The sequence below is a fragment of the uncultured Nocardioides sp. genome (assembly GCF_902805925.1).
Lineage (GTDB): Bacteria > Actinomycetota > Actinomycetes > Propionibacteriales > Nocardioidaceae > Nocardioides.
In genome coordinates this window covers 478-15,773 of the sequence record NZ_CADCUP010000213.1, presented here as the reverse complement: position 1 = coordinate 15,773, position 15,296 = coordinate 478, and the positions used below count along the sequence as shown (strand labels likewise).

Genomic DNA, 15,296 nt, shown 5'->3' with positions numbered 1-15,296 from the left:
AAGCTGCGTCCGGGCCCTCGTCGTCGGGGTCAGGTCAGAGGAGACCCTGCTCGGTGAGGAAGTCGGAGGCGACGACCTCGGGCTTCTCCCGGTCGACGGCCACCCGGCCGTTGAGCTCGGTGAGGTTCGCGGTGGTGAGCGCCGCCATCAGCGGGTTGAGGATCTCGGCGACGTCGGGGTTCTCCTCGAGGAAGTCGCTGGCGACGGCCGGCACGAGGTTCTGGGCGGGCTGGATCTGCTTGTCGTCCTCGAGCACGACGAGACCCTGGGACTCCAGCGTGCCGTCGGTGGTGCTGGTCTCGCCGAGCTCGGACTCGCCGTCGAGCACCGACTGGTAGGTCTGGTCGCTGGCGTAGCCCAGGGGCAGCACCTCGGTGACGTCGATGCCGTACTCCTCGCTCAGGCCGCCCTCGCAGTCGAGGCGACCCTCGCAGTCGGGGGCGGCGGCCAGGGTGACGGACATGCCCTCGAGGTCGGAGAGCGTGGTGACGCCCTCGGCCTCGCTGAACTCCTGGGTGACGAAGAAGGCGTTGGTGTCGGTGGCCGGGGACACCTCGAGCAGGCTGATGCCGGCAGCCTCGAGCAGCTCGGCGCCGTCGTCGGCCAGCTGCTGGCCGTCACCGGTCTCGAACGGCTGGGCGTCGGCGCCGTTCTCCTGGGTGTTGAGGAAGTTCACGATGCCGCCGACGTACTCGGGGACGACGTCGACGTCGCCCGGGAACGTGGGCATGTAGGCGTCGCGCGAGTCGACGAGCTTCGCCTCGACGGTGTAGCCGCCGTCCTCGAGCAGCTGCTCGTACATGGACGCGACCAGGGTCGCCTCGGGGAAGTTCTGGCCGGCGAGGGTGATCGAGCCCTTGTCGGCGGCGGCCGAGGACTCGGCGGGCTCCGACGCGTCGTCGGAGGCGAGGTCGTCACCGGCACAGCCGGCGGCGAGGGAGAGCGCGCCGGCGGAGATGACCGCGGCGAGGGTGCGTCGTACGAGCATGGTGGTCCTTCTGTGTCCCGCGGCGTGGCGCCACGCGTGTCCGGATGCTGCAGTCAGCCGACGGCGTCGACCTCAGGGCCAACCGTAGAGGTAGCCGACGACATTCCCGCCTTACGATTCGGTGACGGCGCGACTCGCCGGGTCGGGTCGGCGAACCGCTGCAGGAACGCCGCGAGCAGCTCCAGCACCAGGGCCACCGCCGCGACCACCAGGGCACCGGCGATGCCCTTGCCGTAGTCGGAGCGGAAGAAGCCGTCGGTGATGACGCGCCCGAGGCCGGGACCGGCCACCAGGGCCGCGATGGTGGCCGTCGCCCACACCTGCACCAGCGCGAGCCGCACGCCGGACATGATGAGCGGCATCGCCAGCGGCAGCTCGACGCGGAGGAACTGCTGCCGGCCGGTCATCCCCATCCCGCGAGCCGACTCACGCACCTCCTCCGGCACCTCCCGGACGGCGACGTAGGCGTTGGTGATGATCGGTGGCAGCGCGAAGAGCGTGAGCGCGACCAGGGTCGCCAGCCCGGCCCGGCCGTAGGGGCCGAAGGACTGGGTGCCCGGCCACTCCGCGACCACCAGCAGCGCGAGCAGCGCGAAGGTCGGCACGGCGCGGCCGACGTTGGAGACGTTGATGGCCAGGAAGCCGCCGCGACCGAGGTGGCCCAGCCACAGGGCGACCGGCAGACCCAGGACGAGCGACATCAGCAGCGCGGTGACGGTCAGCAGCAGCTGCTGGACGAGCAGGTCGGCCATGCCACCGGCCCCGGTCCAGTTGTCGGCCGCGGAGAGGTAGCGCCAGGCCTCGGCGAGCACGTTCACGTCCGGACCCCCCTCGTCCACGGCGTCAGCACGCGCTGGGTCAGCACGAGCACGACGTCGAGCGCGACGGCGAGCAGCACGCAGATGACGGACGCGGTGAGCAGCTCCGCGCGGAAGTTGGTGCTGACGCCGTCCCTGATGAGGTTGCCGAGCCCGCCGTACGCCACCAGCGAGCCCACCGTCGTCAGCGCGACCGTCGACACCGTGGCCACCCGCAGGCCGGCCATCATCACCGGCAGGGCCAGGGGCAGCTCGATGCGCACCAGCAGCTTGCGGCGGCTGTAGCCGAGCCCGACGGCCGACTCCCGCACCTCCTCCGGCACGGCGCGGAGCCCCTCCAGCTGGCTGCGCACCAAGATGGTGAGGGCGTAGAGGGCCAGGCCGATGACGACGGTCGTCGGCGTGAGGCCGGTGAAGGGCACCAGCAGCGGGAAGAGCGCGAGGGAGGGGATGGTGTAGATCCCCGTGGTCACCCCGAGGACCAGCGACTCCAGGCGCGGCAGCCGCCGGGCGAGCAGCGCGAGCGGGAACGCGATCACCAGACCCAGCAGCACCGACACGACCGTGATCCCCACGTGCTGCACCGTGGCGTCGACGATCTCCTGGCTGCGGTCGCTGAGGTACTGGCCGCAGATCCACTCGTTGGTCACCCGGCTGTAGCACGACGGGCCGTCAGCGCTCGATGCCACCGGTGTGCCGGCCTCCACGAGTAGGGTCACGGCATGGACGCTACGCCATCAGCCGGGCCATCAGCCGGGCCGTCGACCGGACCGTCTGCCGGGCCGTCGACTCCGTCGCCGATGATCAGGCTCGAGGGCGTGGGGAAGACCTACGACGACGGCACGGTCGCCGTGCACGAGCTCGACCTCGACGTGCACCACGGCGAGATGGTCTGCCTGGTCGGGCCGTCGGGGTGCGGCAAGTCCACCACGCTGAAGATGATCAACCGGCTGATCGAGCCGACGACCGGTCGCATCATGCTCGACGGCGTCGACGTCACCCAGTCCGACCCGGTGCGGCTGCGCCGCGGCATCGGCTACGTCATCCAGCAGGTCGGGCTCTTCCCGCACCAGACCATCATCACCAACGTGATGACGGTGCCGCGGCTGTACGGCGAGAGCAAGGACATCGCGCGCACCCGCGCGATGGAGCTCATGGAGACGGTCGGGCTCGACCCGGCCGAGTACGCCGACCGCTACCCCCATCAGCTCTCCGGTGGACAGCGGCAGCGCGTCGGCGTCGCCCGAGCCCTCGCGGCCAACCCACCGGTGCTGCTCATGGACGAGCCGTTCGGGGCCGTGGACCCGGTGGTACGCACCCGCCTGCAGGACGAGTTCCTGCGGCTGCAGCGCGACCTCGACAAGACGGTGGTGCTGGTGACCCACGACATCGACGAGGCGGTGCGCATGGGCGACCGCGTCGCCATCTTCGAGAGAGGCGGCAAGCTCGCCCAGTTCGCGACCCCCGTGGAGCTGCTGGCGCGGCCCGCCAACGACTTCGTCGCGGACTTCGTGGGCTCGACCAAGGGCCTGCGGCGGCTGGCGGTCACCCCGCTCGACGTGGAGCACCTCGAGCCGATGGACGGCGTCAACGCCGGGCAGCTCGGGGCGGCCATCGACCTCGACTCGACGCTGGAGGAGGCACTCGCGGCGCTGCTGCGCGACGACAAGCCGATGGTCGGCGTCCGCCGCGGTGCGACGTTCGTGGGGGTGCTCACGCCCAACGGCGTCCACCGCGCCCTGCGCGCCTCGCTGGCCGAGCCGTCGTTCGCCGAGTAGTCCTCAGGCCACCGGCACGTCGCGGTGCCAGGACTGCGTGACGTACGACGTGCGCCACCCCATCGCGACGTAGATGCCCTCCGCGCCGGTCGGCGAGTCGGCGTCGACCTCCAGGCCGATGCGGTCGCGACCACGGGAGGCGGCGTCGGCGATGATCGTGTGGAGCAGCCCCTTGGCCACCCCGCGACCACGCGCGGAGGCCAGGACGCCGATGTAGTCGACGTACGATCCGGGGACGCCGTGGGCCGCAGCGGCGAGCTCGGTGCCCACCAGGGCCGCGCAGGGCTCCGGCTCGGGGCCGTCGGTGAGCTCGGCCAGCCACCAGTGGTCCCAGCGGTGGCCGGGGTCCTCGCGCAGCCGGGCGCAGAACTCCTCGAACGTCTCCTCGCTGGAGTTGAAGTGGTCGGTGAAGGCGCCCTCGAGCACGTCGTGCACCGCACGCAGGTCGGCCTCGTCGGGCATCCCGTCCGCGCTGCGGCCCACGTGCCGGATGCGCATGCCCTCGCCCTCCCACGACGTCGTGTCGGGCACCAGGGTGGCCTCCTCCGAGCGCACCGGACGGCTCATCTGCCACCACGTGCGGACCTTGCGGAAGCCCGCTCCGGCCAGCCACGCCTGCTGTCGCTCGTCGTCCTCGAAGGCACCGGTGTCGATCTGCTGGACGGCGAGGCCCCGCGCCGCCCCCACGTGCCGGGCCTGGGCCTCGGCCCAGGCGAACAGCGCCGCCGAGCACAGGTCCGCCTCAGCGCCCGGGAGGGTGCGGCCGACCACGTGCACGAACAGCATCCGGCCCTCGGCCCGGTCGTGGACGCTCCCCCAGGCGACGACCAGGCCGTCGTCGTCGCGCACGGCGACGTTCTGGCGGGTGCCCGAGCCCGGGGCCGCGATCTCGATGCGGAGGGTGTCCGGGCCGGCGGAGGCCCAGCCCCGGCCCGCGCTCTCGTGACCGCGCAGCAGCGCGGTGAGCCGGGGGAGGTCGGACTCGTCGACGCCACCGATCGTCCACCCGCCCGGCAACGCACGGACGAGCCCCAGCCCGTCCAGGTCGCTGCGGAACCGGTTGGCGTCGGGGATCACGGGTCGATCATGCCGCTCGGTGGCCCCGGGGGTGAACCGCGGTGGGCTCAGGCGGGCGTGCGGACCCCGTCCGCGGCCTGCCAGGCGGCGAGCTCGGCGCGCAGCACGTCGATCTCCACCTCGAGCTCGGCGACCACGACGATCGCCTCCGCGGCCCGGGCCTCGGCGGCCTCGAGCGACGTCGTCAGCTCGGCGCTCCGGTCGTCGGCGAGGTCGGCACGGCGCGCCTCGGCGTTGAACTTGCGGGCGGAGTCGGCGGCCTGCTGCTGCGCCGTGCCCAGCGCGGACTCGAGCCGGGCGATGGCTGCCTGGCGCTCGGCGATGCGCGCCTCCGCGTCCGCCACGTAGGCGGCGTTCTCGGCGGTGCGCTGCGCGGTGATCTCGCGGTAGGCCTGCGCCTGCTCGGCGCGGTCGCGCGCCGCGTCGCGGCGCGTCTGCATCAGCTCGGAGTGGGTGATGCGGGTGGCGGCGGCCCCCAGCACGACCGCGGCGACGGCGGCGAGGAGCTGGAACCACGCCACCGAGCCGATGAAGGCCGCTGCCACGAGGGCGGCAGCGACGACGAGCAGGACGACGGCCACGGTCAGGCGGGTGCTGCGCTGACGGCGCCGGGCAAGGGGGGAAGCCATACCCGCAGGCTAGAGCGCGTCACCGTCGGAACGGACGCGACACGCACGCTCCAGCAGCACCGCGGCGGTGGCGGTCGCCACGCCCCCGAGCGCGGCGAGGGCCGAGCGCCACACGCGCTGGTTGGCCAGCTCGGCGTTGCTGCCGAGCCAGCTGATGGCGTACCCGGCGTACCCGCCGGCCACCAGCGCCCCGACCAGCGCGCAGGCACGGGCCAGCACCAGGCGGTTGACGGCGCGGTGCGGGTCGAGGCGCTCGCGCCGCACGTGCACGGCACGCCAGGTGATCCACGCGGTGCCACCGAGGATCGCTGCGACGAAGTACAGCACCAGCCCCTGGAGCAGCGACACCGTCGGTGCCGTTCCCGTGAGCCGTTCCGCGACGGGGTGCCAGACCCGGCCGAGCACGACGCCGGCCGCCGCCCAGGCGACGAGCGTGGTCCACCGCGTCGGCACGAGCCGGTCCTCGCGCTGGTCCTCGCGGTCGGGGCCCTCCGGCGGGACCTCCGGTGGCGGCGCACCCGTCATCGGGTCACTGGACCTCGAGGGACAGGTCGTCGCGCTTGGTGATGCCCGAGCGGTCGGCCTTGGCGAGGAGCTCCTCGACCGGACCGGCATCGGGGATCTCGGCGTCCGGCTCGAGGTCGTACCACGGCTGCAGCACGAAGGCGCGCTCGTGGGCGCGGGGGTGCGGGAGCCGGAGGAAGTCGTCGTCGGCGCGGCGGTCGCCCACCACGATCAGGTCGACGTCGAGGGTGCGCGGGGCGTTGCGGACCTCGCTGCGCTCGCGGTCGAAGGCGTCCTCGACGGCGAGGGCGCGCTCCATGAGCCGCGCGGCGGGCAGCGTGGTGTCCAGGAGCAGGACGGCGTTGAGGTAGGGCTCGGCGCCGTCGGGTGAGTCGACGGGCTCGGTCTCGTAGATCGAGGAGACGCCGGTGATCCAGACGTCGGGGGTGTCGGCGAGGGCGTCGATGGCTCCCTGCAGGGCTGCCATCCGTTCGCCGAGGTTGGAGCCGAGGGCGACCACGACCCGACGGATCGGGTGCATCTCACCGGTCAGGGCCTCGGCCTCCGCGATGTACGGGTTGGGGGTCTCAGTCACTGTGCGGACCTCGCGTTCCTGAAGATCGTCAGCGCCACGTCCCGGAAGGTGGCGTCAATCGGTGCCTCCGGCTTGTGGACCGTGACCCGGGTCCATTCAACACGGGCATCCATGAGGCAGACGTCCGCGAGGCGCTGGGCCAAGGTCTCGATCAGGTCGACCGGATCGTTCTCGACGGCGGCCTTGACCGCGTCCACGAGACTTCCGTAGTCGACGGTGTCGTGCAACTCGTCGGAGCGCGCCGCAGGCGTGGTGTCGACCCCCAGTGTCAGGTCGATCACGAACCTCTGGCCCTCGCGGCGCTCGAAGTCGAAGACGCCGTGGTGGCCACGGCACTCGATGCCGGAGATGGTGAGCTCGTCGGTCACGGTCGTCCTTCCATCGCCTGCCACACGGCCAGGGCGTCTCGGGTGGCGCGTACGTCGTGCACGCGCAGCCCCCACACCCCCCGCTGCGCCAGCAGCACGCACAGCGCGGTGCCCGCGTCCTCGCGGTCGTCGACAGGGCGGGGAGTGCCGTCGGAGCCCGCGAGGAGCGTGCCGAGGAACGACTTGCGGCTGGCGCCCACCAGCAGCGGCAGGCCGAGCCCCTCGAGGGCGTCCAGGCCGCGGAGGAGCTGCCAGTTCTGCTCGCCGTGCTTGGCGAAGCCCAGCCCGGGGTCGAGCACGACCCGCTCGGCGCGGAGGCCGGCGGCGGTCATCGACTCGACGCGCCCCGCCAGCTCGGCGCGCACCCCGGCGACCACGCCGTCGTCGTAGGTCGCGAACTGCTGCATGTGCGTGGCGTGGGCGCGCCAGTGCATCGCGACGTACGGCGCGTCGCGCTCGGCGACCAGGCGCAGCATGTCGGGGTCGGCCAGCCCGCCGGAGACGTCGTTGACCATGGTGGCCCCGGCGTCCAGGGCCGCGGCCGCGACGTCGGCCCTCATCGTGTCGACGCTGACGACGGCACCGGCGCCGGCGAGGGCGCCGATCACGGGGACGACCCGTGCCAGCTCCTCCTCGACGAGGGGGCGCGTGGCGCCGGGACGGGTCGACTCGCCGCCGATGTCGAGGACGTCGGCGCCGTCGGCGTGCAGGAGGAGCCCGTGGGCGATGGCCGCGTCGGTCTCGTGGAAGCGTCCGCCGTCGGAGAACGAGTCGGGCGTCACGTTGACCACGCCCATCACCCGGGGCCGGTCAAGCTCCCGGCCGAGGGGGTCGCTCACCTCACCCCGGACCGGATGAGCATCATCGCCTCCGACCTGGTCGCGGCGTTGTGCATCATGCCGCGCACGGCGGAGGTGATGGTGCGGGCGCCGGCCTTCTTGACCCCGCGCATCGTCATGCACAGGTGCTCGGCCTCGATGACGACGATGACCCCGCGGGCCTCGAGGATCTCCATCAGCGCGTCGGCGACCTGGGTCGTCAGCCGCTCCTGCACCTGCGGGCGCTTGGCGTAGACGTCGACCAGGCGCGCGAGCTTCGAGAGACCGGTGATCTTGCCGGACTCGGCCGGGATGTAGCCGACGTGGGCGACCCCGGTGAACGGCACCAGGTGGTGCTCGCACATCGACCACAGCTCGATGTCCTTGACCAGCACCATCTCGTCGTGGCCGAGGTCGAAGGTGGTGGTGAGCACGTCGTCCGGGGTCATCCGGATCCCGGAGGTCAGCTCGGCGTAGGCCCGGGCGACGCGGGCCGGGGTCTCGCGCAGGCCCTCGCGCTCGGGGTCCTCGCCCATGGCGGCGAGCAGCTCGCGCACGGCCGCCTCGGCCCGGGGCTGGTCGAAGTCGGGGACGTCGGCGGGGTCCCGCTCCGGGTAGGTGACCGGGTCGGTCATCAGACGGCGCCCGGGCCCGGCGGCGTGGTGCCGTCGCCCAGGGTGCCGGGCATCTCGCCGTGCACGTCTCCGCCCGCTCCCGGCGGGGTGAGGATGACGCCGCCCTCGGACTCCTCGACGTGGGTGCCGTTGCTGCGGACCCGGTCGCGGATCGCCTGCGGGATCTCGATGGGCGGGATCGCGGAGGGGTTGCGGTGCGGCGACCCGGTCCAGGCGGGACGGGTCTCGCGGCGCCGCAGCGGCTCGAAGACGCGGGCGATCTCCGCCTTGTCGAGGGTCTCCTTGTCGAGCAGCTCGAGCACCAGCGAGTCGAGGACGTCGCGGTTGGTCTCCAGGATGTCGAAGGCCTCCTGGTGGGCGGTGGCCAGCAGCTTCTTGGTCTCCTCGTCCACCTTGGCGGCGACGTCCTCGGAGTAGTTGCGCTGGTGGCCCATGTCGCGGCCCAGGAACGGCTCGCCCTGGGTCTCGCCGAGCTTGATCGCGCCGAGCCGCTCGGTCATGCCGTACTGGGTGACCATGGCGCGGGCGAGGTTGGTGGCCTTGTCGATGTCGTTGCCGGCGCCCGTGGTGGGGTCGTGGAACACCATCTCCTCGGCGGCCCGGCCACCGAGCATGTAGGCCAGCTTGTCGAGCAGCTCGGACCGGGTCTGGCTGTACTTGTCCTCGTCGGGCAGCACCATCGTGTAGCCCAGCGCGCGGCCGCGCGGGAGGATCGTCACCTTGTGCACGGGGTCGCTGCCGGGCAGCGCCGCGGCGACCAGGGCGTGGCCGCCCTCGTGGTAGGCGGTGACGAGCTTCTCCTTCTCGCTCATCAGGCGGGTACGCCGCTGGGGGCCCGCGATCACCCGGTCGATGGCCTCGTCGAGGGACTCGTCGGTGATGAGCTTCTGGTTGCTGCGAGCGGTCAGCAGTGCCGCCTCGTTGAGCACGTTGGCCAGGTCGGCGCCGGTGAAGCCGGGAGTACGACGCGCCACGCTCCGCAGGTCGATGTCGGCGGCCATCGGCTTGCCGCGCGAGTGCACCTGGAGGATCATGTGGCGGCCGTTGAGGTCGGGGGCGTCGACCTGGATCTGGCGGTCGAAGCGGCCCGGTCGCAGCAGCGCCGGGTCGAGGACGTCGGGCCGGTTGGTGGCGGCGATGAGGATGACACCGCCGCGGACGTCGAAGCCGTCCATCTCGACCAGGAGCTGGTTGAGGGTCTGCTCGCGCTCGTCGTGGCCACCGCCCATGCCGGCGCCGCGGTGCCGGCCGACGGCGTCGATCTCGTCGATGAACACGATGGCCGGGGCGTTCTCCTTGGCCTGCTCGAACAGGTCGCGCACCCGGGAGGCACCCACGCCGACGAACATCTCGACGAAGTCGGAGCCGGAGATGGAGTAGAACGGCACACCGGCCTCGCCGGCGACGGCCCGGGCCAGCAGCGTCTTGCCGGTGCCGGGGGGACCGTAGAGCAGCACGCCCTTGGGGATCTTGGCGCCGACGGCCTGGAACTTGGCGGGCTCCTGGAGGAACTCCTTGATCTCGCCGAGCTCCTCGATGGCCTCCTCGGCGCCGGCGACGTCGGTGAACGTCGTCTTCGGCATGTCCTTGGAGATCAGCTTGGCCTTGGACTTGGCGAACTGCATCACGCCGCGGCCGCCGCCGCCCTGCACCTGGTTCATCAAGAAGACGAACAGCAGGATGATCAGCGCGAAGGGCAGCAAGGTGGCCAGGATGGAGCCGAGCAGGCTGGGCTTGGGCACCTCGACGGTGAAGGACTCGATGTCGCCGGCGGCGACCTGGTCGCGCACCTCCCTCTCGATCTCGTCCTGGGTCTCGCTGAGCCAGAACGCCGAGACCTGGTCGGAGCCGTCGCGGACGCCGCTGTCGAGCGTCGCCTGGATCTCCTGGTCACCGTCGATGAAGGTCAGCTCCTCGACCTCGCCGGCGGCGATGTAGTCGTTCATGCGGGAGGAGCTGATCTCGTCGTACCCGCCGTTGGGGGCGAGGAACTGGATGGCCAGCAGGACGCCGACGGCGGCCAGCACCATCCACAGCCAGGGACCCTTGAATATGCGCTTCACAGGCTTCTTTCGACGATCTACGAGTCGGCACGAGGTGATGACCGTACCGGTCAGCACCCAAACTCATTGTCTCAGGCCGGTGGTGAGCATGGGAGCACCGTCGAGGCGTGGACCGGTCAGGAGTAGACGTGCGGTGCGAGGGTCCCGATGTCGCGCAGGTTGCGGTACTTCTCGCGGTAGTCGAGGCCGTAGCCGACGACGAACTCGTTGGGGATGTCCCAGCCGACGTACCTGGGCTCGACCGGCATGGTGAGCGCCTCGGGCTTGCGGAGGAGGGTGGCGATCTCGACGCTGGCGGGGTTGCGGCTGACGAGGCTGTTGACCAGCCACGAGAGCGTCAGGCCGGTGTCGATGATCTCGTCGACGATCAGGACGTGGCGGTCGGTGATGTCGGTGTCGAGGTCCTTGAGCAGGCGCACGACGCCGCTGGACTTGGTGCCGGAGCCGTAGGAGGAGATGGCGATCCAGTCCATCTCGACGTGCCGGGGCAGCGCCCGCGCCAGGTCGGCCATCACCATCACCGCACCGCGCAGGATGCCCACCATGAGGATGTCCTGGCCCTCGTAGTCGGCGGCGATCTCGCCGGCCATCTCGCCGAGGCGCTGCTGGATCTGGTCCTCGGTGAAGAGGACGTTGACCAGTTCGTTCTCGGCATGGGAGGCGTCCATGCGCGGCAGCCTATGTGACCGGCGGGGTCACCCGTCTCCGGGCACCGGCTCGATGACCACCGCCGCATTCCGGCGTACGCCGCGCACCGGGCCGGGCAGGTCGATCCACCGCTGCCCACGCCAGCCGGTGACCAGCTCGTCGAGCGCCAGCACGTGCGCGCGGCCGAGCTCGGCGTCGATCGCGCCGGCGAGCACGGCGCCGCGACGCAGCGCGCGCCGGCGCAGCGCGACGTCCGCGCACTCCAGGGCGACCAGGGAGAGGTGGAGCCCGTCGTCGCGGCGCGTGAGCGCGCTGGCCAGGAGGTCGTCGGTCAGGCGGTCCAGGTGCTCCATGTCCTCGCGCAGGGCGTCGGCGGTGCGCGCCAGCGCGGCGGCGACGCCGGGGCCGAGCTCCTGCTCCAGCAGGGGCAGGACGACCCCTCGCACGCGCGAGCGCGTGAAGCGGGGGTCGTCGTTGAAGGGGTCCTGCCACGGCTCGATGCCCTCGGCCGCGCACGCCGCCTCGGTCTGGGCGCGGGTGACGTCGAGCAGCGGGCGGCGGAAGCGGTCGAACCCGCGGCGCATGCCGGCGATCGAGCGGCCGCCCGACCCCCGGGCCAGGCCCATCAGCACCGTCTCCGCCTGGTCGTCGCGGGTGTGCCCGAGCAGCACCAGCGGTGCGCCGAAGTGCTGGGCCATCTGCTCGAGCACGGCGTAGCGCGCCTCCCGGGCCGCGGCCTCGACACCCAGCCCGCCGCCGTCCACGACGACCCGCGAGGCGACGGTCTCGTCGGCCCCCAGGGTGGCCATCTGCCCGACGACCCGCTGCGCCAGCTCGGCCGAGCCGGCCTGGAGGCCGTGGTCGACGGTCGCCCCGAGCACGCGCAGGCCGCGGGCGTGCCCCTCGAACACCGTGGCGGCGAGCAGCGCGAGCGAGTCGGCGCCGCCGGAGCAGGCGACGAGCACGGGCGAACCCGGCTCGGCCGGCTCGAGGACGGCGCGCACGCCGCGGCGTACGGCGGCGACCGCGGGGTCCGGGCCCATCAGAGGACGCGGGCGACCCAGGCGTCGGGGTCCTTGATCTCCGCGGTGCTCGGCAGGTTGCCCGGCCCGGCCCAGACCGCGTTGAACTGCTCCATGCCGACCTTGTCGACGACCGCCCGCACGAAGATCGCGCCGTCGCGGTACTGCGCCATCTTGGCGTCGAGGCCCAGCAGGCGGCGCAGGATCCTGTCGAGGGAGCCCAGGCCCTGGCGGCGCTTGGTGAACTTGGCCCGGATCTGCTCCACCGTGGGGATGACGGAGGGGCCGACCCCGTCCATGACCACGTCGGCGTGGCCCTCCAGCAGCGACATCACGCCGGTGACGCGGTCCATGATGGCCCGCTGCTCGGGGGTGCTCATCATCTCCACGACGCTGCCGCCTCCCGCGACGCCGCCGCGGATCGCCTCGGAGGCGCGGCGCAGGCCGTCGCCGAGCATGTCGCTGGGCTCGAAGGAGTCCAGGAGCGCGCTCATCTCCGAGAAGAGGTGGTCACGCATCCACGGGACGGCGGTGAACTGGACCCGGTGGGTCTCCTCGTGGAGGCAGACCCACAGCCGGAAGTCGTGGGGGTCGACGTCGAGCTCGCGCTCGACGTGCACGATGTTGGGTGCCACCAGGAGCAGGCGTCCGGTCGGGTCGAAGAAGGGGTCGAACTGGCCGAGCACCTTGGTGCCCAGGAACCCCAGCAGCAGCCCGACCTCGGCGCCGGTGACGCGGGAGCCGATGGCCAGCGCCAGGCCGGACGGCGGCCCCTTCCTGCCGGCCAGCTTGTCCGCCAGCGGGCCGATGATGGTCGCGAACCCGTCGGCGTTGGCCTGCACCCAGCCGCGCCGGTCGACGACGAGGACGGGGGCGGTCCGCTCGGCGGCCACCAGGCCGGTGAACTCGCGCACCAGCGGGCTGGACCGCTCCGCACCCTCGCGCAGCTCGGTGACGGCTGCGGCCGCCGCGTCGGGTGCGATGTCGGGGCCGTCGCCCGCGACCTTCGCCCCGAGGGTGACCGCGAAGTCCCAGTCGACCATGTTGCTCATGCGGGCGAGGCTAGCCGGTGGCCCCCACCGGGGGGCCCGGCGAGCAGTGGCAGGCGGCCAGCGCGGCGGCCACCTCGTCGAGCGCGGCGCGCGCAGCCAGGGCCTTGGCGGGCCGCACCCGGTCGGCCGCCACCACGAAGCTCATCACGTTGCCGTCGAGGTCGGTGACCAGGCCCGCCAAGGAGTGCACACCGGTCAGGGTGCCGGTCTTGGCGCGCACCCGGCCCCGGCCCTCGGGGGCGCCCCGGTCGAAGCGGTAGGTGAGGCTGCCGGTGAAGCCGGCCACGGGCAGGCCCTCGACGACGGGCCGCAGATCGGGGTGGCCGGGCGAGGAGGCGACCTGGAGGACGCGCCGGACCGTCGACGCGGTCACCCGGTTGCGCCGCGACAGCCCGCTCCCGTCGAGGACCCGGTCGCCCGAGACGTCGATGCCCAGGTCCGAGAGCGCCCGGAGGACCCCCGCGGCACCGGCCTGGAACGAGCCGACCCCCGACACGGCGAGGCCCACGTGGTGGGCGAGCACCTCGGCCGCCTCGTTGTCGCTGACGTCGAGGACGCGCTGCACGATCTCGGCGAGCGGTGCGGAACGGACCGAGCCGAGCTCGGACGCGCCGTCGGCGGCGGCGCCGGGCCTCGGGGTACCGACGACCCTGACGCCCTCGGCGGCGAGCGCGTCGGCGAACACCCGGGCGGCGGTGAGGGCGGGATCGGCGACACGACCGTAGCCGGTCGGCGATCGGCCCTCGTCGACCCACAGCGACGTGATGGGCGACACGACGCCGTCCGGCACGTAGTCGGGCTCCCAGGCCGGGTTGTCGGCAGGCCCGGTGAAGAGGGAGGCGTCGTAGGCCAGCCGCACCTTCCTCGTGGTCAGTCGCCCGGCGACCTGCTCGGCCAGGGTGACGACGTCGGCGCGCCCGGGGTAGGTGCTCCCCGTCGCGGGCTCGCTGGCCAGGAACGGGTCCCCGCCGCCGACCAGGACGACGTCCCTGGGCCGCTGCCCGGCCACGACCCGCGTCGCGAACGTGGCCTCGGGGCCCAGCACGGAGAGGGCCGCGGTGGCGGTCAGGAGCTTGGTGATGGAGGCCGGGACGACGGGTCCGGTGCCGAGGGACACGACGGCGCGGTCGTTCGACAGGCCGCCGACCGTCGCGACCACGTGCCTGCCGAGGTCCTTGTCGCCCAGCCCGCCCCGGATCGCCGCGTCCACCTCGGCGACGTCGACGGCGCCGGGGCCGGCGGGCACCGCGACCGGCTCCGCCACCGGCAGGGCGGGCAGCGTCAGGCCGGCGGGCGGGGCGACCGCGGCAGGATCGGTGTCGGGGTCGGCGCCCCAGCCGAGGTAGCGGCTCCCCCAGTCGAGGCGGTACGCCGCCACGGCGCTGCCGACCAGGACGAGCACCAGGAGGGTCGCCAGCCAGTGCGACCGCGCCCCGGGACCGGCGTACGCCCGGCCACCGGGGTGACGTGGCTCACGTTGCGCCACCGCTCCCCCTCTCGACTACGTCTGAGGCGCCATTGTGCGGGACACTGACCCGGCAGCGGGCGCGGCCCCGCCGGGCACGTGCCCGCGGAGCGCCGCCCCGCCCGACACCGACGAGACCTGTGGAGGAAGTTGTGCTCGAGTTCGACGTGCTGGTGGAGATCCCCAAGGGTGAGCGCAACAAGTACGAGGTCGACCACGAGTCCGGGCGGCTGCGCCTGGACCGCATGCTCTTCACCTCGACGGCCTATCCGGCCGACTACGGCTACATCGAGAACACGCTCGGCCAGGACGGCGACCCGCTCGACGCCCTGGTGATCCTGCAGGCGCCGACGTTCCCCGGCTGCCTCATCGCCTGCCGCGCGATCGGCATGTTCAGGATGACCGACGAGGCCGGTGGCGACGACAAGGTGCTCTGCGTCCCCTCCCACGACCCGCGCCTGGAGCACCTGCGCGACATCAACCACGTCTCCAAGTACGACCGCCTCGAGATCCAGCACTTCTTCGAGGTCTACAAGGACCTCGAGCCCGGCAAGTCCGTCGAGGGCGCCGAGTGGGTCGGCCGCGACGAGGCCGAGAAGGAGGTGCAGGCGTCGTTCGAGCGCTTCAAGACCGAGGGCCACGGCGACGACGTCGAGAACCTCGCCGACGAGAGCCTCGGCAAGGACACCTGAGGGCCGCCGCTGCCAGGAGGCTCGCCGTGACGTCCGGGGGCGTTGTCCTGCCGGGAGTCGATGAGCCCGTCTGACGGGTGGAGGCCCCCCGGTGGCGAGGTGAACGTCCGGCTCGACGCCCCACCGACCGACCTGCCCGGACGT

The 15,296-nt window shown here is 72.7% G+C and carries 17 protein-coding genes; 2 read left to right on the top strand and 15 right to left on the bottom strand.

The genetic code is table 11. The features are described 5' to 3' along the window. Positions 1-34 precede the first annotated feature (34 nt). The 3 genes from QZX64_RS15560 to QZX64_RS15550 are packed head-to-tail and all read right to left on the bottom strand — an operon-like array spanning position 35 to position 2,525. Positions 35-988 (bottom strand): ABC transporter substrate-binding protein, encoded by a 954-nt coding sequence (locus QZX64_RS15560; protein ID WP_295661551.1) that lies wholly within the window; start codon positions 986-988, stop codon positions 35-37. Positions 989-1,041: 53 nt separating this feature from the next. Further along, entirely contained in the window at positions 1,042-1,806 is a 765-nt protein-coding gene (locus QZX64_RS15555; RefSeq protein WP_295661549.1) for an ABC transporter permease, read from the bottom strand. Further along, on the bottom strand, positions 1,803-2,525 hold the full coding sequence (locus tag QZX64_RS15550; protein WP_295661547.1) for an ABC transporter permease: 723 nt from the start codon (positions 2,523-2,525) through the stop codon (positions 1,803-1,805). The genes QZX64_RS15555 and QZX64_RS15550 overlap by 4 nt, the downstream gene beginning before the upstream one ends. Positions 2,526-2,606: 81 nt before the next feature. On the opposite strand from QZX64_RS15550, the gene QZX64_RS15545 reads away from it, so the two are divergent. Beyond that, positions 2,607-3,584, top strand: a complete 978-nt coding sequence (locus QZX64_RS15545; protein ID WP_295661545.1) for an ABC transporter ATP-binding protein — start codon at positions 2,607-2,609, stop codon at positions 3,582-3,584. Between the two features lie 3 nt (positions 3,585-3,587). Here QZX64_RS15545 and QZX64_RS15540 read toward each other — a convergent pair whose 3' ends face one another. From QZX64_RS15540 to dacB, 12 genes are all read right to left on the bottom strand, one after another. Next, positions 3,588-4,661: a GNAT family N-acetyltransferase gene (locus QZX64_RS15540; protein ID WP_295661543.1), complete on the bottom strand. Its 1,074-nt coding sequence runs from the start codon at positions 4,659-4,661 to the stop codon at positions 3,588-3,590. A gap of 47 nt (positions 4,662-4,708) precedes the next feature. After that, on the bottom strand, positions 4,709-5,290 hold the full coding sequence (locus tag QZX64_RS15535; RefSeq protein WP_295661540.1) for a hypothetical protein: 582 nt from the start codon (positions 5,288-5,290) through the stop codon (positions 4,709-4,711). A gap of 9 nt (positions 5,291-5,299) precedes the next feature. After that, entirely contained in the window at positions 5,300-5,815 is a 516-nt protein-coding gene (locus QZX64_RS15530) for a DUF3180 domain-containing protein (protein ID WP_295661538.1), read from the bottom strand. 4 nt (positions 5,816-5,819) lie between these two features. Continuing rightward, positions 5,820-6,389: a 2-amino-4-hydroxy-6-hydroxymethyldihydropteridine diphosphokinase gene (gene folK, locus QZX64_RS15525; RefSeq protein ID WP_295661536.1), complete on the bottom strand. Its 570-nt coding sequence runs from the start codon at positions 6,387-6,389 to the stop codon at positions 5,820-5,822. Next, the gene (folB, locus tag QZX64_RS15520) at positions 6,386-6,757 is read right to left on the bottom strand and encodes a dihydroneopterin aldolase (RefSeq protein WP_295661534.1); all 372 of its coding nucleotides are present in this window, start codon (positions 6,755-6,757) and stop codon (positions 6,386-6,388) included. Before folB ends, folK begins: the two co-directional genes overlap by 4 nt. Beyond that, a complete protein-coding gene (gene folP, locus QZX64_RS15515) occupies positions 6,754-7,554 on the bottom strand; it encodes a dihydropteroate synthase (protein WP_295661557.1) in 801 nt (266 codons plus the stop codon). Before folP ends, folB begins: the two co-directional genes overlap by 4 nt. A 38-nt stretch (positions 7,555-7,592) precedes the next feature. Next, on the bottom strand, positions 7,593-8,210 hold the full coding sequence (gene folE / locus QZX64_RS15510) for a GTP cyclohydrolase I FolE (RefSeq protein ID WP_295661533.1): 618 nt from the start codon (positions 8,208-8,210) through the stop codon (positions 7,593-7,595). Continuing rightward, positions 8,210-10,240, bottom strand: a complete 2,031-nt coding sequence (gene ftsH / locus QZX64_RS15505) for an ATP-dependent zinc metalloprotease FtsH (RefSeq protein WP_295661555.1) — start codon at positions 10,238-10,240, stop codon at positions 8,210-8,212. The genes folE and ftsH overlap by 1 nt, the downstream gene beginning before the upstream one ends. Positions 10,241-10,389: 149 nt before the next feature. Further along, positions 10,390-10,941, bottom strand: coding sequence for a hypoxanthine phosphoribosyltransferase (gene hpt, locus QZX64_RS15500; protein WP_295661530.1), 552 nt, complete (start codon positions 10,939-10,941; stop codon positions 10,390-10,392). 27 nt (positions 10,942-10,968) lie between these two features. After that, positions 10,969-11,964, bottom strand: a complete 996-nt coding sequence (gene tilS / locus QZX64_RS15495; protein ID WP_295661527.1) for a tRNA lysidine(34) synthetase TilS — start codon at positions 11,962-11,964, stop codon at positions 10,969-10,971. Further along, on the bottom strand, positions 11,964-12,995 hold the full coding sequence (locus QZX64_RS15490; RefSeq protein ID WP_366558559.1) for a zinc-dependent metalloprotease: 1,032 nt from the start codon (positions 12,993-12,995) through the stop codon (positions 11,964-11,966). The genes tilS and QZX64_RS15490 overlap by 1 nt, the downstream gene beginning before the upstream one ends. A gap of 10 nt (positions 12,996-13,005) precedes the next feature. Then, entirely contained in the window at positions 13,006-14,481 is a 1,476-nt protein-coding gene (gene dacB, locus QZX64_RS15485) for a D-alanyl-D-alanine carboxypeptidase/D-alanyl-D-alanine-endopeptidase (protein ID WP_295661525.1), read from the bottom strand. A 131-nt stretch (positions 14,482-14,612) separates the two neighbouring features. Here dacB and QZX64_RS15480 point away from each other — a divergent pair, with 131 nt between their 5' ends. Continuing rightward, positions 14,613-15,152, top strand: a complete 540-nt coding sequence (locus QZX64_RS15480) for an inorganic diphosphatase (RefSeq protein WP_295661523.1) — start codon at positions 14,613-14,615, stop codon at positions 15,150-15,152. Positions 15,153-15,296: the final 144 nt, after the last annotated feature.